This is a genomic window from Streptococcus sp. IsoGale021 (assembly GCF_031142795.1).
In the GTDB taxonomy this organism is placed as follows: domain Bacteria; phylum Bacillota; class Bacilli; order Lactobacillales; family Streptococcaceae; genus Streptococcus; species Streptococcus hominis.
In genome coordinates, this window is sequence record NZ_JAKZJH010000002.1 from 95892 (window position 1) to 113461 (window position 17570).

Consider the following 17570-nt stretch of genomic DNA (forward strand, 5'->3'; position numbering starts at 1 on the left):
GATTTGTTTGAAAACCCCTAGTAGAAATAAGCTACTAGGGGGGATGTTATTAAAACCAATTCATCACTTTCATGATGTGCATATTCATCTGGACTTGTCGGGAGTAATAATAATTTCCACCATTGATATAGAGTTTAGAGCCATGTAGGAGGGCGATGGGGTGGTAATAAGAATAGGTTTTGCCGGTCACATTTCCTAAACTTGGTGCGACAACATTTTTGGAGTATTTTTTTGCCAAATCAAGGGTATTTTCGCCACCGTGTTTTGCAATATAATCAATGTAAGCTCGACCAAAGTTATAGGCTTGTACAGCGGTCCAAACATCTACTTTCTTTTTTTGCGCTAGATTTAAATTGGTGGATAAAGTCTGAACTCCTTGTCGAATACTTTCTTTATTATCTAAAATAGAGTTTTTCTGACCCGTCGCACTTTCACTAGATTGCATGACATCAGAAACTTTTCCCTTTGTTTCAGTATAAATCATAGCAAGGACTAGTTCCTCATTGGCTGCAGTATCTCGCTCGTCTAGCACTTCTCTCACTAAGCTACGGTAGGTCATCACCTGTTTGACATCATGATGAACTTGAACCAACTTGTAAGCAACAAGAATTAAAAGAATGAGAAGGATCAATTTTCTAAGAATTTTAAACATTATTTACTTTGGATATCTTCTATGTTTTTGATAAGAATGGAATAGGTTCCATTCTCATTTTGTATGAATTCTACGGATTCCGCATCTTGATAGATGTTATTGGGGACAATAAGCTCAATTCCATTTGAAAGAGAGAGCTTTTGGTTTTCAAATTTTTTCTTCTGACGACTACTATCAATTTCATCAAATTTAACTGTTTCCGAAATTGTTTCCTTAACCTGATCAATAAAAGTCAAACGAGCTGTCAGATTGTTATCGAACAAGTCATCTGCTAATTTTTCTGGTGATAATTCATCATTTTCTTCTAAATTTTTGAAAATAGACGATTTAACCTTGGATTGAAATTGAAAATCATCCTGATGAAAGCTCTCTGCAACTTTTTGAGCTGTTTTTTCCAAGGCTTTGATAGATTTTTTAGGAGAAATTTTAGGATCGACTTGTAACAGATTATCAGAAAAATAATTGAGAAAAGCACCATTGTATTTAATTCGTTTTTCAATCAAATGGTATTTACGTGATTGAAGATTGATAACCAAGGCTTCATCGGCACCTGTACCAAATCCCGGCAAATTGTTCTGGGTAATCTTGATAGGATTGTCTACTTCTCCACCCAAGTGAGTGAGTGTTTCTCGCAGAGCAATCCGCAAAAAAGCAAAATGCTCCACGCCTTCCTTATCAAATTGAACAAAAATCAAATCATTGGTTTTCTGATTTTCGCTCACCGAAAACTCCTCTTTCCAGAGATTGGCAATACTGACAGAGGTTTCTAAAAGGTCTTTTGTCATATGTGATAAAAAGACACTATCTTCGGTAAAAATACCTGTTTTGGCCTCATCTGAATAGACACGTTCAATCTTCTTGCGAAGATATTCTTCGATCTTAGGAGTAATATTGAGATATTTATCTGCTAAAAGAAGGTCGGTGTCTGACGGACTAAATTGATGAATAATAGCTTTTTTTACGTAAATGTCCATTTTAGTCCTCATATAGCGGAAAGGCATCGGTCAATTCTTTAACTTCTGCACGGACCTGCTCTAAAACAGCTTCGTTGTTTGCATTCTCTAAAGTCTTGATGATCAATTCTGCTACTTTAGTACTTTCAGCTACCCCAAAACCACGAGCTGCAATAGCTGCAGTTCCAATACGAATGCCACTTGTTTTAAATGGAGATAAGGTTTCATAAGGGATAGAGTTTTTATTAAGAGTGATATGAACATCATCCAAAAGGTTTTGAGCGACTTTCCCATTTTCAACGACTTTGGTCACATCCACAAGGAAAAGATGATTCTCCGTACCACCTGAAATAACACGGAAATTACCATGTTGTTGGAATACTTGAACCATTGCCTTAGCGTTATCCAAAATCTGCTGAGCATAAACTTTGAAATCTGGATCCAACACTTCTTTAAAAGCAGCTGCTTTAGCCGCCACGACATGCTCTAGCGGTCCTCCTTGAATTCCTGGGAAGATTGCGGAATTGATCTTTTTCGCCAACTCTTCATCATTGGTCAAAATTAAGCCACCACGAGGTCCTCGAAGGGTTTTATGAGTAGTAGTTGTCGTAATATGTGCATACGGTACTGGACTTGGATGCAAACCAGCGGCAACTAAACCGGCAATATGAGCCATGTCTACCATGAGTTTGGCTCCGACAATATCTGCAATTTCACGGAATTTAGCAAAATCAATAATATGTGAATAGGCAGAAGCACCTGCAACAATCAATTTAGGTTTGACTTCTTTAGCCTGCGCCAAAATAGCATCAAAATCTAAAAGTTCCGTTTCAGGATCGACATTATAAGGCACAAAGTTATAGGTTTTTCCAGAGAAGCTAACAGCTGCGCCATGTGTCAAATGTCCGCCTGCTGCAAGATCCATTCCCATTACTGTGTCGCCTGGCTCAATTAAGGCCATATAAGCCGCACAATTCGCCTGACTGCCTGAGTGGGGTTGAACATTAGCAAATTTTGCTCCAAAGATTTCTTTAGCACGTTCAATCGCTAAAGTTTCAATCACATCCACAACGTCCGTACCACCATAATAACGACGGCCTGGATAACCTTCGGCATATTTATTGGTTAAAATAGAACCTTGTGCTGCCATAACAGCTTTTGAAACAACATTTTCTGAAGCAATCAATTCAATATTGTTTTGCTGACGTTTTTCTTCTGCAGCAATGGCTTCCCAAAGCTCAGCGTCATATTCTTTATAGTCTTTATGGTCAAAAATCATAAGAGTCTCCCTTCTCTTAAAGCGGGTCTAAAACCTATTTAGTCAAGGTTTAGAAGTGAATTTCTGGAATTTTGGCGAGAATTTCTTCGCAAGTGACAGCACCTTGACGTAGAATAAATGCTGTTTCACCAGATAAATCCAAAATAGTTGAATCCTGTCCTGTTAGAAAAGCATCATCTTCTATACCAAGAACTTCGTGATTGAAATCGGTCCTAATTTGCTGGAAGTTTACTCCGCTACTCTTTCCAGATAAATTTGCGGACGGACCAATGAGAGGTCCAAATTTTCTAATCAAGTCCAATGTTTTAGGATGACTAGGGACACGAAAACCAATTGTTTTCATACCTGAATTTACCCAAACTGGGACTTGTTCATTAGCTTGTAAAATAATGGTCAAAGGACCTGGTAGAAAGGCTTGATAAAGTTTTTTTAAATACTGAGGCTGATGTTTGGAAAATTGATAAATTTCTTCTAAACTTGAAACATTTAAATTCAAAGCCTTTTCGCGAGGTCTGCCTTTTAAGTCATAGACATGACTGACAGCCTGTTCATCCAGTGCCTTACAAAATAAACCATATACAGTCTCCGTTGGCAGCACGACTGCTCCTCCGCTGCTCAGCATTTCTTCAATTTTATCCATTATCTACCACTACCATTCTATCTTTTCCGAATTGATCTTGCAAGACGCGAATTCTCATTTTGGGAAATGCAGACTGAAATAGTTCTTTTACATGTTCCCCTTGTTTGTAGCCAATTTCGAGATAGATTTTACCTTTTTCTGTCAAATGTTTTTGGGCGTTCTCAGCAATTTTTCGATAAATAGCATAACCGTCTTCTTCAGCAAAAAGAGCAAGATGAGGTTCTGAAGCAAGGACATTTAGTCCTACTTCTTCTCTGTCCGTCTCTGAAATATAGGGCGGATTGGATACAATAATATCATACTTTCCTGTAATTGCCTGAAAACAATCAGACTGAACAAAATCAATCGCTACATCAATTGCTTCTGCATTTTCTTGCGCCAAATCCAGAGCATCTTGGGAAATGTCGGAAGCCGTGACCTGCCAATTCGAACGCTCGGTAGCCAAAGAGAGAGCAATTGCTCCGCTTCCAGTGCCGATATCCAAAACCTTTATATTGGTATTAGGATTTTCAGACAAGATAAGGTTGACCAATTCCTCGGTTTCTGGTCGGGGGATTAGCACTCGTTCATCTACTTTGAACGAATGTCCATGAAATGCTGCGTTCCCAATAATGTATTGGGCAGGTCTATGAACTAATAATTGAGATTGAATCTTTTCCAGTAATTCTATATCATCTTCTGTTGCTTCTGCCTGCATTTTCAACACAAATTGGGTAAAAGATAAGTTTCTCAAAGACCGAAAGGTAAAGGAGAGGCTTTCAGCTTCTTCGCCAACTGCTTCAAGCTGTTTTTCCATTTCAGCAAGAATTTGAGCTAATTTCATTATTTATTCAATTCTTCTAGTTTTTGTGTTTGGTCATACAATACCAAGGCGTCCACGATTTCATCTAATTTTCCAGCTAAAATCGTATCTAGCTTTTGTAGCGTTAAACCAATACGGTGATCTGTCACACGATTTTGTGGAAAATTATAGGTACGAATCCGCTCCGATCGGTCTCCAGTACCAATAGTTGATTTTCGCTCAGCATCTTGCTCGTCTTGCGCAATTTGCGCAAAATAATCCGCTACACGCGCACGGATAATCTTCATAGCTTTGTCGCGATTCTTTTGCTGGGTTCGTTCTTCCTGCATTTCAACCTTAATATTTGTCGGCAAGTGAACAATCCGAACGGCTGTTGCAACTTTGTTGACATTCTGACCGCCAGCACCAGAAGCGTGATAAATGTCAATCCGAAGATCTTTTGGATCAATATCGTATTCCACTTCTTCAACTTCAGGCATAACTAAGACGGTTGCTGTCGAAGTGTGAACTCGTCCTTGACTTTCTGTTACTGGGACACGTTGTACGCGATGAGCACCTGATTCGTATTTTAATTTAGAATACACGGATTGACCAGAAACCATAGCTACTACTTCTTTGAAGCCACCGACTCCATTCATAGAAGCTTCCATAACCTCGAATTTCCAACCTTGTGATTCAGCGTATTTTTGATACATTGTCAGAAGATCACCGGCAAAGAGCGAGGCTTCATCACCTCCTGCTGCACCACGGATTTCTAAGATGATGTTTTTATCATCATTTGGATCTTTTGGTAAGAGAAGAATTTTCAATTTTTCCTCGTATTCTTCTTTTTCAGCTTTTGCATCTTTGAGCTCTTGCTTTGCCATTTCTTCCAAATCAGCATCGCCAGAAGCGTCTTTGATCATTTCCTCGGCATCTGTGATGTTTTGGAGCACCCTTTTATATTCACGATAAGTTGCTACCGTATCGCGTGTACTTGCTTCTTCTTTGGACAATTCCATAAAACGCTTGGTGTCACTAACAACATCTGGGTCACTCAGAAGTTCCCCCAGCTCTTCGTAACGATCTTCAACGGCTTGTAGTTGTTCATAAATATTCATCGTTTGCTACACCTCTCCTTAACTCTTCATTTCGTCAATTTCTGGCTGAAAATAATGCTTCCGACAGACAGGAATATATGTTTCATTCCCACCGATTTGAATCTGCTCCCCTTCATAGACCGGCTTACCATTCGTTGTTCTTAATACCATGGTTGCTTTTTTGGAGCAAAACTGACAAATCGTTTTAATCTCATCAATTTTATCTGCTAGAAGCAGGAGATATTTGGAGCCTTCAAATAACTCATTGCGAAAATCATTTTTCAAACCAAAAGCCATAACTGGTACATTTAATTCATCAACTACTCTTGCCAAATCATAGACATGATGACGAGATAGAAACTGCGCTTCATCAATCAATACGCAATAAGGCTTTTCAGGCATTTCTTGAATAAAGCGGAAAATATCAGTATCTTCTGCTATTGCAACTGCTTTTCGCTTCATGCCAATACGACTAGAAACAACGCCGAAACCGTCACGTGTATCAAGTGCGCTCGTCATGATAACAACACCTTTGCCCTGTTCTTCATAGTTGTGTGCTACTTTTAAAATTTCGATTGTTTTGCCCGAATTCATCGTGCCATATTTATAATACAACTGAGCCATTTTCTTTAATTCGTTCCAAATTCTCCAATTTTTAATACTTCTTATTTTACCATATTCTGACACGCTTTAAAACCTAATTTATGATAAAATAAAAATATCAAAGATAAAAAGGAGAAACACTATGCCATTTGTCAGAATTGATTTATTTGAAGGACGCACGTTAGAACAAAAGAAAGCTCTTGCAAAAGAAGTTACTGCCGCTGTCGTAAAAAATACTGGCGCGCCACAATCTGCTGTTCATGTCATCATCAACGACATGCCAGAAGGGACTTATTTCCCACAAGGTGAAATGCGTACAAAATAACAAAAAAAGAATCTTGGATAAAAATCTGAGATTCTTTTTTAATTCAGAATGATAAATGATGTAGATGCAACATTTAAGCTAATTTCTTTTTTTTGAATATGATTAAGACGAAGTTGGTATAAAATGCCACTAACAACCAGACTAGAAATTAAACCAATCCAATAAGCGAAGGGGCCTAAATTTGTCATGTAATCCAATAGTAATCCAACTGGTAACGACACACCCCAATAGCCAATCAAGCCCAAATAAAATGGAACTTTTGTATCCTTGTATCCGCGTAAAATCCCTTGAAGTGGTGCTGCAAAAGTATCTGCTAATTGAAAAAATAAACTGTAAGTTAAGAAAATAGACGTCAAACGTATAAATTCTTTGTTGGTTCCATACAGTGAAGCAACTTGATAACGGAAAAGATATAAAAATGTCAGCGTGAAAACAGCGAACCCAAGTGCAGTCAATCTTCCCAAAACACAATATTTTCTGACATAGTCTAGGCGCTTTGCGCCAATTTCGTAAGAAACGATAATCGCCATAGCATTAGAAATGCTCATAGGAAAAGCATACATAAGATTGGAAAAGCTGATAGCCGATTGGTGACTGGCAATGATTAACGAAGAAAACTTAGCCATGAGCAAACCTACGACTGAAAATATCACAACTTCTGCAAAGACAGTCCCACCAATAGGAAAACCGAGACGAATCCCTTCCTGCAATCCTTCTTTGTCCAAAGGTCGAATTTTCCATAATTGATATTTTTTAATTCTAGGATGTCTTTTGGCAACTACTACCGAAAGGATTAACAGCACCCAGTAAGCCAACGAAGTCCCCAGCCCCGCTCCTGCTCCGCCCATTTCTGGGAAACCAAATGCCCCATAAATTAAAATGTAATTAAAGCTGGCATTCAATGGTAGTAAGAGCAACATAAGGTACATGGATAATCTTGTCAATCCTAATGCGTCTAATAAAGAGCGTACAACACTAAATAAAAGCAAAGGGATAATACCAAATGCCAAATACCAGAGATAATGTATAGAGACTTCTGCTACTAGTGGTTCTAAGCCAATATTGGACAAAACAAGCGGTGCACCTAAAAAAACGAGTCCAAACAAGAGAAGAGACAAAACGAGAGATAAATAAATAAACTGATAAAAATCAGAAGCGATTTTTTCTTCTTGTTTTCGTCCCAGATGGTGTCCAATAATCGGAACCAAGGCTGAGACAATACCAGTCAAAAAAGTAAAAAACGGACTCCATAAGCTAGTCGCCATTGACACTCCCGCTAAATGCAAAGTATGGTATTGCCCTGTCATGGTTGTGTCCACAAAAGAGGCCGAAAAATTAGCCAGTTGATAAATCAAAATTGGCAAAAAAATCGAGATAAATAGGGTCATTCGTTCTTTTAAATTGCGAGCTTGGTACATAAAATCTCCTAAAATTATTCCTTCTCTCTTAACTATACTATAAGCACTCAGAATAGTCAAAAAAGCTAGGAGGAAATCCTCCCAGCCTCTTTTCAAACTCTATTTCTTCTCACGATTTAAAATAAGATTCAATACAATCGCAATGACACTCGCCATAACAATCCCGTTTGAGAAAAACATTTGCAAGCCAGTTGGTAGGCTGTTAAAAAGATTGCTTCCATTTAGGCCGACTCCTGCGGAAATAGATACAGCGGCAATCAAGAAATGGTGCTCATTGTGTTCAAAATCAACTCGTGCTAGCATTTGCATTCCCTGAACAGAAACAAAACCAAACATGACAAGCATGGCACCACCGAGTACAGGACTTGGAATAATTTGTGCCAAAGCTCCGAATTTTGGTAATAATCCTAACAAGACTAAGAATCCTGCTGCATAATAGATTGGTAGACGTGTTTTAATTCCAGAAAGTTTGACTAAACCAACATTTTGTGAAAATCCTGTATAAGGGAAAGTGTTAAAAATACCGCCAAGAAGCACTGCAAGTCCTTCTGCACGATAACCATTTCGCAGACGAATGCTGTCTAACTTTTCGTTTGTAATATCTGAAAGTGCAAAATAAACACCTGTTGATTCTACCAAAGAAACTGTTGCAATAATACACATCATGATGATGGATGAAAGTTCAAACTTAGGTATTCCAAAATAAAACGGTGTTGGAACATGTACAAGAGGGGCTTGAGTTACTGGCGCAAAATCTACTAAGCCCATAAAGCTAGCAATAATCGTTCCAATAATTAAGCCAATCAGAATGGAAATGGATTTAAGAAAGCCTTTCGCAAAGATATTTACTAACAGTATAATCAAAATCGTGACAGTAGCTAACAGCAAACTTTGTGCAGTGGGCTTTTCACTATTATTTCCCATATTGCCAATCGCAACAGGAATAAGTGTCAAACCAATGGTTGTAATGACTGAGCCCGTCACAATCGGTGGGAAGAAATTAGCAATTTTAGAAAAAATTCCTGCAATCAAAAGAACGTAGATACCGGAAATGATGAGCGCTCCAAACATAGCTCCACTTCCATGTTTTTGACCAATCATAATCAGAGGTGCAACCGATTGAAAAGCAACGCCAAGTACGACTGGCAAGCCAATTCCGAAATATTTATTGAGTTGCAATTGCAAAAATGTTGCCACACCACACATAAAAATATCTGTAGAGATGAGATAGGTCAGCTGTTGGCTCGAATAACCTAGCGCACCAGCAATCATAATGGGTACAAGGATTGACCCTGAGTACATTGCTAATAAGTGCTGCAAACCTAAGACAGCCGCCTGTGAATGTTTTTCTTCTTTCAGTTCCATTATGCATCAGCCTCCATAAATACAACTTTTCCATTTTCAAATTTTTGAATACGAGCCAAAGAAACGACTTTTCGCTTATCTTCTTCTAGTAACTTTCTTCCTTCTTGGAATGATTTTTCAATCACAATGCCAATCGCTTCCACATGGGCACCTGATTGTTCAATGATATTAACCAGCCCTTTAGCTGCTTGCCCATTTGCTAGAAAATCATCGACAATAAGTACTTTATCATAATGATTTAAAAATTTCCCTGCAATTGAGACCGTACTTGTCACTTGTTTGGTAAAAGAATAGACCTCGGTCGTTAAAATACCTTCCGTCATAGTGATGTTTTTTGACTTTTTCGCAAAAATCATTTGAACGCCCAATGCTTCTGCTGTATAAATAGCAGGTGCGATGCCAGATGCTTCAATTGTCACAACTTTTGTAATACCAGCCGAGCGAAAATATGTTGCAAACACTTTACCAATTTCTTTCATCAAGTTGAAATCGACTTGGTGAGTCAGAAATGAATCCACTTTTAAAATATTTTCTCCTAAAACATTTCCGTCTTTTAGGATGCATTCTTCTAATAATTTCATAAAATCTCCTTTTAGAAAAAACAAAAGACTTGCCAAAAGCAAGCCTAAAACAATTGGTTAACCAACTGAATACAAAATTCCTTGCTAAAAAACATAGCAGGAAAGTTGAAGACTTACTTATTGTTAGACATTAGGTGCCTTGTAGAAACATTACGCCAAATTCGTAATATAAATAAGTAATTATTTTATTGTTAATGAGCGTCACCATTCCAAATGGAATTTTTCACAATGACGTAATCTACGTGCTTAAGACCAGCTAAATCTCTTCCGCCGGCATAGGAAATAGCACTTTGCAAGTCCTGCTCCATTTCAACTAAAGTGTCAGCTAAATGTCCTTTAACTGGTAAAAGAATTTTCTTTCCTTCCACATTCTTATAAGCACCCTTTTGGTACTCTGAAGCTGAACCATAATACTCTTTAAATTGTTCACCATCTACTTCGACCGTTTGACCTGGGCTTTCGATATGACCTGCAAATAGGGAACCAATCATCACCATAGTAGCACCAAAGCGAATGGATTTGGCAATGTCGCCGTGCGTACGAATGCCACCGTCCGCAATAATCGGTTTGCGAGCAGCTTTTGCACACCAACGAAGAGCAGCTAATTGCCAACCTCCTGTACCAAAGCCAGTTTTTACTTTTGTGATACAAACTTTTCCTGGTCCAATGCCAACTTTTGTTGCATCTGCTCCAGCGTTTTCCAGCTCACGAACAGCTTCTGGTGTCCCGACATTTCCTGCAATCACGAAAGTATCAGGGAGTTCTTTTTTGATGTGCTGAATCATATCAATCACACTATCTGAATGTCCATGCGCAATATCAATCGTGATATATTCTGGTGCATCTTCTTTCAACTGGCTAACGAAATTATATTCATAATCTTTCACACCAACCGAAATGGAAGCAATCAGTCCTTGCTCATGCATGCGCTTGATGAAAGGAATACGGTCAGATTCGTCAAAACGGTGCATGATGTAGAAATAGCCACTTTTCGCCAATTTTTCTGCTACATCTTCATCCAGAATTGTTTGCATATTAGCTGGAACAACAGGAAGTTTGAAGGTGTGATTTCCAAAAGTAACTGTCGTATCAGCTTCTGACCGACTTTTGAGGATACATTTATTAGGAATCAATTGAATGTCTTCATAATCAAAAATAGGAAATTCGTTCAGCATGTCACTCTCCTTAAATAGTAAATTGTATGCAAAAATGACCTACCTATGCTTTCACATCGCTACGTTTTTCCTGACGTTTCCTTTAGTATTATAACATAAGGTACAGAAATTACAATATAATGACGTATAATATTTTTTATCGTTCGGAAATTATAGATTGTTCTTTTAGGTTCTAAAAAAGAGATTTCCCTCTTTTACAATAGCAAATCTTTAATGCGTCCAATATCTGATTTTTTCAAGACTACATAAATCATATCTCCTAGATACAGGCGCGTGCTACCATTCACTGTTTGATTTCTTCCGTTGTGACGTTGCATGGTAATTAGAATATCTTTTGGTAATTCCAATTCATGAACTTGCTTGCCGGCTATTTTCTCAGAAACAGGAATTTCGATAAGCGTTGTCTCACTATCATCTGCCATGCTATCTGGAAGCAATCGCTCTAGCATAGCCTCATACACAGGTGCTCCACCCAGTAAATCCATTACAACGTATGCCACTAAAGTCACTAGACCAAGAGGCATGAGGTTTCGTATATCACCAACCATCTCAGTCACCAAAATGATGCCAGTTAGCGGAGCCTTTGAAATGGCACCAAAGTAGCCACTCATACCTAAAATAATAAAAATGGGAAATTGCTCTTGAGTTGCAAAGCCTAATCGCACACAAACGACACCAACAATTGCTCCCAAAAGAGAGCCAAGAGCTAAAATGGGGAGAAAAATACCACCAGGAAGCCCACTACCATAACTAATCATACTCCAGATAAAGCGAATAACAAAAAACATCACTAATGTTAATAGCAGATAATGTTGACTGGTTAAAGAGAGAACCAGTTGATTGCCACCGCCTAAAAGCTGTGGAAGGAAATATCCTACTGGTAAAATGAAAATAAAGGCTATAATAGGATAATATTGCGGAGAAAGATGCAACATTTCACCAATCATATCATAAATACGAGGCATAGCTAGAACAACTTTTTCATATAAAAATCCTGAAAAACCAAGAAAAATTCCTAACAACAAATAAAGCCAGTATTGCCCTAGCCCCATCAGAGGAATATTATCTGGCATATTTAATACAGGGGTCATTCCAAAAATCATAAGCGAAACAAAATTCGCCGTTAAACTTGCCGCCAAAGACGAGACCCAAAAGAAACGCGAAAAATGATGATAGACTTCCTCAATAACAAACAGTAAACCCGCAATCGGAGCATTAAAAGCTGCTGCCAGCCCTGCTGCCGCTCCACTAGCAATCAAAGAACGCTCTTCCACAGGGCTTAAATGAAGATGTTTGGCAATTCCCTTTCCACCCATTGCTCCAAGTTGAATACTGGGTCCCTCACGTCCTAGCATCAAGCCGCTTGCAATGGCTAAAACACCTAGAATATACTTTTTCCAGAGAACGCTCCACCATGATAAGCTCATCAGACCTTTCAGCTCTGCTTCTACTTGCGGAATTCCAGAACCTTTAATATCCTTTTCCGAGAGCGTTAACTTTGCACTTATCCAAATCACGCAAGCATAAAATAACAAAATAAAAGCAAACCAAATCATACTATCATGACCTTGCTGATAGAAATGTTGAATGATATGAAATCCCTTTTCAATCAAAAAACGAAAAGAACCAACAATTGCACCCACGATAATCCCGACTAAAATTCCTCTTGAAACTTGCAGAATAATCGAGCTAGATGTAAACGCAAATTCTTTCTTGGTATTTGATGTTCTCTTTTCTGTCTGAACAGACATCATTACCTCCCAATATGTTCTCCTTCTATTTTAGCATAATTTTTCTTATTGCTTATAGAAATTATTTTAGAAAATGAAGTCTAGAGAAAAAATCAAACCAGCTTCATGCGAAACTGGTTTATGATAATATCCTTATTAAATCTCTACACTGTTTATTTGCTGATCATTAATTGTATAACAATTACGATAAATCTTCGCTTTCTTCTTGTTTTTTACTATAAATGAGATTAAATAAATCTCTTTTTAAGCTGTCTAACTGCTAAGGTATAGAAGACAAAAATATAAGCACCATTGACAACTAAGAAAAGGATAAATTCAGATAAGGTAAAAGGGACTAAAGAACGAGCTCGATCACCAACAGCAATCTGAGCATAAGGGAAAATGCTAAAAAGACCTTGTCCAATAAATAGGGTCATAAGCCCTGCTATAGCCAAAATAGCTGATATAAGAATAGGCACTGCGAAATTTTTTAAGCGAATACTAAGAAAAATTTGAATGGTGACAATAGTAATGGTTGCTATCCAACCTGTGATAGACCAAAGCAAAAAGTCCAGTAGATAATTTGCAAAAGGTACCTTCAAAACCAAAGCGCTGATAATATAAAAGAGAAGAACTATCAGTTGACTAATAGCCATGACTAGTGATAAGCTGGTGATTTTTGATAAAATGATACGATTGGCTTTAACCGGAATACTTAATAAGCGCTGCCAGTTTTTATTACTTTCCTCGAATTGACAACTGATGGAACAGATAATCCCGATCAGAATAGGAGTAAATATCTGCGAGGAATAGAAAACTGTTTGTCCCCAAAGGACGCGAGCTTGTGTACCATCTAGGAGCACCTTTCGATTGAGAGCGTAAATCATTGCTCCCAATAAGGACCCAACAAGGTTAAAGAAGATAAGCGTTATCGGAATAGCACTTTTTTTAATTTTTTTAAATTCAAAAATAATCATAATAGATCCGCCTTTCCAATGAGTTTTTTACTGACAAAGATGCTTAAAAAAATGATAAGCAATAATGTGACTAATTTAAAGGGATAAGCATTATCATATTGAAAAAGATAAGTGTTAGTTCCAGCCACCCGTTTAGCGATTCCCATCATAGAGAAATATTGCCAAGGAATGAAAATACGAATAGGAAATGGTAACGCACCGATACCTACAAATGACAGGAAGGAACCAATTAAGCCTGTTACCACTGTCACACTTGGCTTTGGATAGATAAAAGCTAAGCAAAGATGTAAACAAGACAGAAAGAGACAAACCAAAAAAGTTGTGAACAAAAAGAGACTCAATGAAACAGGTGTCACACTGACCTGCATGCCTTGAATAATAAATTTCAGAAAAAGCGTTTGAATCAAACTGACAACAAAAGCAAAAATAGCCATCACAGTCAATTTAGCCTTAAAAAGTTGCCAAGGACTTTCGTTACTGGTTTGCAAGAGTTTAAAAGTTTTGCCTAGATGTTCCAATTCCAGTAGTCTAGACGCTAAAACTGCAATGAAAAGTGGCAAAATACAATCATTCAAGTAAGTCATGGTATAAATGGCATTATAGGCCTCATGCGTTTTAGGTAATTCATATTTGATAACAACGCCACTCCAAATCAAGCCCACTGCTACAATAGCAATCAAAGATAGCAAGAAAGAACGTCTTTTTAATTTGATAAATTCTAATTGTAAATTTAGCATTACAAAACACTTCCTTCCCGTCCTGTCATATCAAGGAAAACATCTTCCAGCGATCGACGAATCATACAAACTTGATAAATATCAACATCATTTTCAACTAAGAGTCGAATAGCAGTGGCTATATTAACTTTATCGTTATCGTTGACAATCAATTTTTTGTCATCATCCAAATTAAAACCATTGAACATTAGTATTCTTTTAGCAGTTACATCATCACTGGTCTCAAACAGATATTTTTCATCTTCTTTAAGGTCAGATAGGTGACCTTCAAAAAGTAATTGACCATGATTAATAATACCGACAGTCGTAGCCATCTGTTCAATTTCTGAAAGAATATGGCTAGAAACGATGATAGTCATATCGTATTTTTGTGGTAATGACTTGATGAGCTCACGAATTTCTTGAATACCAGCAGGATCTAAACCATTAGTTGGCTCATCCAGAATCAGTAATTTAGGAAATTTAACAATGGCTAGCGCAATTCCTAGACGTTGTTTCATGCCTAGTGAATAGTTTTTAACTAGCTTGTCTTTTTGATCGAAAAGTTTGACAATCTTTAAGACTTCATCAATATTTCTTTTTGGTAATTTAAGTAATTTTTGGATAATTTCAAGATTTTCATAGCCGGTCAAATTAGCATAGTAAGAGGGCTCCTCAATAAGGGAACCTACATTTGAGAGGAGTGATATTTGATTGCTATTAAAGGTTTTGCCAAAGAGCTTAATGGAACCATGGGTTGGTTGCAACAATCCCAAAAGCATTTTCATAGCAGTGCTCTTACCAGCACCATTTGGTCCTAAAAAACCATAAATTTCATTTTTTCTAATATGAATAGAGAGCTGATTAACGGCTACTTCACCTGAAAAATCCTTACTTAATTGGTTGGTTTCAACGATATAATTGTTCATTTGTTTTCTCCTTTAAAAATCTTAGAGTGATGTTATATCCTTTCGCTATTTTTATTATAATGAAACTCCTTTATTTTAACCTATTCATTACCTTAATTCTTCCTTAATTTTTACTTTAAAGTCCTTGACCAAGGAAGCAATGTGTTATACTAGTCTTATTGAGGTAATAGTATGAATTATAAAGAAAAGAAGATCTTAATTTTAGACGATAACCCAGAAATTTTAGAAATGGTGCAAGAATCATTGAACATTGCTGGTTTTAGCAATCTAACAAGTGTACAATCACAAAAAGAAGCTTTGGAGCAATTTGAAGAAAAATCTTTTGATTTAGTTATTTTAGACATTATGCTGCCTGAAGGATCAGGATTTGAAGTTTTAAAAGGTATCCGTAAGACTTCAACGGTTCCTGTTTTGTTTTTGTCGGCAATCTCCGATATAGAAAAACAATATCAGGGCTTTGAGTTAGGGGCAGATGACTATATTATCAAGCCTTTCCGCCCAAGAGATTTGGAGTTGCGTATTCTTTCCATCTTAAAAAGAGCCTATCCCGAAAAGGAAGATACCCTTGTTTTGCCTGCTTGCCAGGTGCATTTTAGCCAAGCCTTGATTACCAAAGGAAAACTAGAGATTCAGCTGACAGCTAAGGAATACAGTATTCTTAAGGTCTTATATGATAATAAGAATCGCATTGTTACTTTTGACCAACTCTTAGAAAAAGTCTGGGGCTTACAATACCAAGGCTATGATAATACCCTAATGGCTCATATTCGTAAGATTCGACAAAAGATCGAAGCCAATCCATCTAAACCAGAAAGCTTAATAACGGTTAAAGGTTTGGGTTACAAACTAAAGGTGAATTAAATGGATACCGTTAAATTTTTTACTAAGTTATTAACCAGGTATGTTCTATTACTCTTGGCTTTAATCATAGGACTTGTTTTTGTTTATGGTTTGGTTTTCTCATCCTATTTTAGTTTCTATGGAAAGGAAAAACCGGAACTACTTTACACTAAAATCGCTCAATCGAGTCAACAGAATAATTTTAATTTTGATAAAAGCAGCAAAATTGAAATGGATAAACAAAATACTTGGGCTATGGTACTGAATCAAGATGGCAATATTGTCCAATCTTATCATTTACCTCAACAGCTCAAAAGACATTATACCAATGCTGATATGGTTAAATTTTCACGTTGGTATTTAGAAGATTACCCTGTTTTCTCCTATGTACGAGGTCAGCAAATTTTAGTTTTGGGCTATCCTAAAAAGCATTCCTTAGCAAAATTTAATTTCTATGCTAATACACAATTTATTAGGAATTTTCTCAGTTTGGGACTTGTTTTCTTGGGTATTATTCTTTTACTTATTTTTATTCTTTTGAGCCGATCAAAGCTACGCATTAAAAAGGAAATGGATCCGATTATTACTGCTGTCACTTCTTTGTCTCAGGGTCAAAATATTGCTCTTAATGAAAAGGGAAATTTCTCAGAAATTAAGACAGCCCTTAATGAAACATCTCATATTTTGGAAGAAAGCAACACGATGAAAGAGCAATGGATTAGAGGGGTCAGTCATGATTTACGCAATCCTCTTATGCTCATATCAGGTTATAACAGTCAGCTAGAGCAGCAATATGGTAAAGGAAAGCAGACGGAGGAAATTGAAAATCAGATTCAAACTATGAAAGAAATGATTTCTAATCTCAATATGAGCTACTTATTGGATAATCAAAAGCATCACTCCGAATTTTCGAGTCTTGATTTGGTTGCAGTCCTACGAACAGTAATTGCCGATATATTGAATAATTATGAAACAATTACACTTCATTTTGATTTGCCTACCGAGGCAGTGTTGGTAAAAGGAGAGGTAACTTTACTAGAAAGAGCTTTTAGAAATCTCTTGCTTAATAGTATCATACACAGCGGTTCTAACCAGATTGATCTGACTTATCAATTATCTGATAATAAAGTGCTCATCATCATTGCGGATCAAGGAGATATTACAGCTCAAAAAATTACTGAGCTAAATCAAAAATCGACTAATTATGAATCACATGGTATGGGAACGGTTATCACTAAACAAATTATTAAATTACATCAAGGTGAAATTGTTTTTTTAGACAATCAGCCAGGCTTAAAAGTCATCATTTCTTTACCTTTAGTAAAGGACTGATGACCTACCTAAGAACAAGCTTACACTCAGAAAACTAACCATTTGGAGCATCGCAACACATTATTTATCTTCTAAATATTTCTAAATGCTATTTTTGGGGCAAAGTATTCTTTCGTCTAATCATCGTAAATTTTTGATAAATAAGTAGCAATACTATTCTATTTATCAAAAATT

18 protein-coding genes and 1 riboswitch are annotated in these 17570 nt (G+C 37.0%); of the genes, 3 read left to right on the plus strand and 15 right to left on the minus strand.

The genetic code is table 11. The features are described 5' to 3' along the window. Positions 1–49: 49 nt before the first annotated feature. The 7 genes from RG565_RS02110 to RG565_RS02140 are packed head-to-tail and all read right to left on the minus strand — an operon-like array spanning position 50 to position 6029. Complete coding sequence (locus RG565_RS02110) at positions 50–652, minus strand: lysozyme family protein (RefSeq protein ID WP_247936600.1); 603 nt, start codon at positions 650–652, stop codon at positions 50–52. Then, positions 652–1626 carry a nucleoid-associated protein gene (locus RG565_RS02115; RefSeq protein ID WP_247936601.1) on the minus strand — a complete coding sequence of 325 codons (975 nt, stop codon included), beginning with the start codon at positions 1624–1626 and terminating at the stop codon, positions 652–654. The genes RG565_RS02110 and RG565_RS02115 overlap by 1 nt, the downstream gene beginning before the upstream one ends. Position 1627: 1 nt before the next feature. Then, complete coding sequence (glyA, locus tag RG565_RS02120; protein WP_247936602.1) at positions 1628–2884, minus strand: serine hydroxymethyltransferase; 1257 nt, start codon at positions 2882–2884, stop codon at positions 1628–1630. Positions 2885–2933: 49 nt separating this feature from the next. Then, positions 2934–3524 (minus strand): L-threonylcarbamoyladenylate synthase, encoded by a 591-nt coding sequence (locus RG565_RS02125; RefSeq protein ID WP_247936603.1) that lies wholly within the window; start codon positions 3522–3524, stop codon positions 2934–2936. After that, positions 3517–4347: a peptide chain release factor N(5)-glutamine methyltransferase gene (gene prmC, locus RG565_RS02130; RefSeq protein ID WP_247936604.1), complete on the minus strand. Its 831-nt coding sequence runs from the start codon at positions 4345–4347 to the stop codon at positions 3517–3519. The genes RG565_RS02125 and prmC overlap by 8 nt, the downstream gene beginning before the upstream one ends. Then, positions 4347–5426 (minus strand): peptide chain release factor 1, encoded by a 1080-nt coding sequence (gene prfA, locus RG565_RS02135; RefSeq protein WP_126407063.1) that lies wholly within the window; start codon positions 5424–5426, stop codon positions 4347–4349. Before prfA ends, prmC begins: the two co-directional genes overlap by 1 nt. A gap of 18 nt (positions 5427–5444) precedes the next feature. Then, entirely contained in the window at positions 5445–6029 is a 585-nt protein-coding gene (locus RG565_RS02140; RefSeq protein WP_003029730.1) for a thymidine kinase, read from the minus strand. A gap of 103 nt (positions 6030–6132) precedes the next feature. On the opposite strand from RG565_RS02140, the gene RG565_RS02145 reads away from it, so the two are divergent. After that, positions 6133–6333, plus strand: a complete 201-nt coding sequence (locus tag RG565_RS02145) for a 4-oxalocrotonate tautomerase (protein ID WP_224785091.1) — start codon at positions 6133–6135, stop codon at positions 6331–6333. Between the two features lie 38 nt (positions 6334–6371). Here the strand turns inward: RG565_RS02145 and RG565_RS02150 are convergent, their stop codons facing one another. The 8 genes from RG565_RS02150 to RG565_RS02185 all read right to left on the minus strand — a co-directional run bounded on the left by RG565_RS02150 (position 6372) and on the right by RG565_RS02185 (position 15224). Next, complete coding sequence (locus tag RG565_RS02150) at positions 6372–7751, minus strand: MATE family efflux transporter (RefSeq protein ID WP_247936605.1); 1380 nt, start codon at positions 7749–7751, stop codon at positions 6372–6374. A 99-nt stretch (positions 7752–7850) separates the two neighbouring features. Continuing rightward, on the minus strand, positions 7851–9116 hold the full coding sequence (locus tag RG565_RS02155) for a nucleobase:cation symporter-2 family protein (protein WP_003042613.1): 1266 nt from the start codon (positions 9114–9116) through the stop codon (positions 7851–7853). Further along, complete coding sequence (locus RG565_RS02160) at positions 9116–9697, minus strand: xanthine phosphoribosyltransferase (RefSeq protein WP_247936606.1); 582 nt, start codon at positions 9695–9697, stop codon at positions 9116–9118. Before RG565_RS02160 ends, RG565_RS02155 begins: the two co-directional genes overlap by 1 nt. Positions 9698–9797: 100 nt before the next feature. Then, positions 9798–9893: riboswitch (purine riboswitch) on the minus strand. Beyond that, positions 9889–10872 (minus strand): GMP reductase, encoded by a 984-nt coding sequence (gene guaC, locus RG565_RS02165; RefSeq protein ID WP_003029743.1) that lies wholly within the window; start codon positions 10870–10872, stop codon positions 9889–9891. (Overlaps the previous riboswitch by 5 nt.) A gap of 194 nt (positions 10873–11066) precedes the next feature. Then, a complete protein-coding gene (locus RG565_RS02170; protein WP_247936716.1) occupies positions 11067–12623 on the minus strand; it encodes a ClC family H(+)/Cl(-) exchange transporter in 1557 nt (518 codons plus the stop codon). Between the two features lie 227 nt (positions 12624–12850). Beyond that, a complete protein-coding gene (locus RG565_RS02175; protein WP_003024584.1) occupies positions 12851–13579 on the minus strand; it encodes an ABC transporter permease in 729 nt (242 codons plus the stop codon). Beyond that, on the minus strand, positions 13576–14316 hold the full coding sequence (locus RG565_RS02180; protein ID WP_003024586.1) for an ABC transporter permease: 741 nt from the start codon (positions 14314–14316) through the stop codon (positions 13576–13578). The genes RG565_RS02175 and RG565_RS02180 overlap by 4 nt, the downstream gene beginning before the upstream one ends. Further along, complete coding sequence (locus RG565_RS02185) at positions 14316–15224, minus strand: ABC transporter ATP-binding protein (protein WP_247936607.1); 909 nt, start codon at positions 15222–15224, stop codon at positions 14316–14318. The genes RG565_RS02180 and RG565_RS02185 overlap by 1 nt, the downstream gene beginning before the upstream one ends. A 171-nt stretch (positions 15225–15395) precedes the next feature. Between RG565_RS02185 and RG565_RS02190 the strand changes: the two genes are divergently transcribed. Next, the gene (locus tag RG565_RS02190) at positions 15396–16085 is read left to right on the plus strand and encodes a response regulator transcription factor (RefSeq protein ID WP_003024592.1); all 690 of its coding nucleotides are present in this window, start codon (positions 15396–15398) and stop codon (positions 16083–16085) included. Continuing rightward, on the plus strand, positions 16086–17396 hold the full coding sequence (locus tag RG565_RS02195; RefSeq protein WP_021001669.1) for a sensor histidine kinase KdpD: 1311 nt from the start codon (positions 16086–16088) through the stop codon (positions 17394–17396). It begins immediately after the preceding gene. Positions 17397–17570: the final 174 nt, after the last annotated feature.

Coding starts and splice junctions, on each gene's coding strand:
- RG565_RS02115 (WP_247936601.1), bottom strand. CDS start 1,626: ATGGACATTTACGTAAAAAAAGCTATTATTCATCAATTTAGTCCGTCA.
- RG565_RS02110 (WP_247936600.1), bottom strand. CDS start 652: ATGTTTAAAATTCTTAGAAAATTGATCCTTCTCATTCTTTTAATTCTT.
- prfA (WP_126407063.1), bottom strand. CDS start 5,426: ATGAATATTTATGAACAACTACAAGCCGTTGAAGATCGTTACGAAGAG.
- RG565_RS02140 (WP_003029730.1), bottom strand. CDS start 6,029: ATGGCTCAGTTGTATTATAAATATGGCACGATGAATTCGGGCAAAACA.
- glyA (WP_247936602.1), bottom strand. CDS start 2,884: ATGATTTTTGACCATAAAGACTATAAAGAATATGACGCTGAGCTTTGG.
- RG565_RS02150 (WP_247936605.1), bottom strand. CDS start 7,751: ATGTACCAAGCTCGCAATTTAAAAGAACGAATGACCCTATTTATCTCG.
- RG565_RS02185 (WP_247936607.1), bottom strand. CDS start 15,224: ATGAACAATTATATCGTTGAAACCAACCAATTAAGTAAGGATTTTTCA.
- RG565_RS02170 (WP_247936716.1), bottom strand. CDS start 12,623: ATGTCTGTTCAGACAGAAAAGAGAACATCAAATACCAAGAAAGAATTT.
- RG565_RS02175 (WP_003024584.1), bottom strand. CDS start 13,579: ATGATTATTTTTGAATTTAAAAAAATTAAAAAAAGTGCTATTCCGATA.
- prmC (WP_247936604.1), bottom strand. CDS start 4,347: ATGAAATTAGCTCAAATTCTTGCTGAAATGGAAAAACAGCTTGAAGCA.
- RG565_RS02160 (WP_247936606.1), bottom strand. CDS start 9,697: ATGAAATTATTAGAAGAATGCATCCTAAAAGACGGAAATGTTTTAGGA.
- guaC (WP_003029743.1), bottom strand. CDS start 10,872: ATGCTGAACGAATTTCCTATTTTTGATTATGAAGACATTCAATTGATT.
- RG565_RS02180 (WP_003024586.1), bottom strand. CDS start 14,316: ATGCTAAATTTACAATTAGAATTTATCAAATTAAAAAGACGTTCTTTC.
- RG565_RS02195 (WP_021001669.1), top strand. CDS start 16,086: ATGGATACCGTTAAATTTTTTACTAAGTTATTAACCAGGTATGTTCTA.
- RG565_RS02190 (WP_003024592.1), top strand. CDS start 15,396: ATGAATTATAAAGAAAAGAAGATCTTAATTTTAGACGATAACCCAGAA.
- RG565_RS02125 (WP_247936603.1), bottom strand. CDS start 3,524: ATGGATAAAATTGAAGAAATGCTGAGCAGCGGAGGAGCAGTCGTGCTG.
- RG565_RS02155 (WP_003042613.1), bottom strand. CDS start 9,116: ATGGAACTGAAAGAAGAAAAACATTCACAGGCGGCTGTCTTAGGTTTG.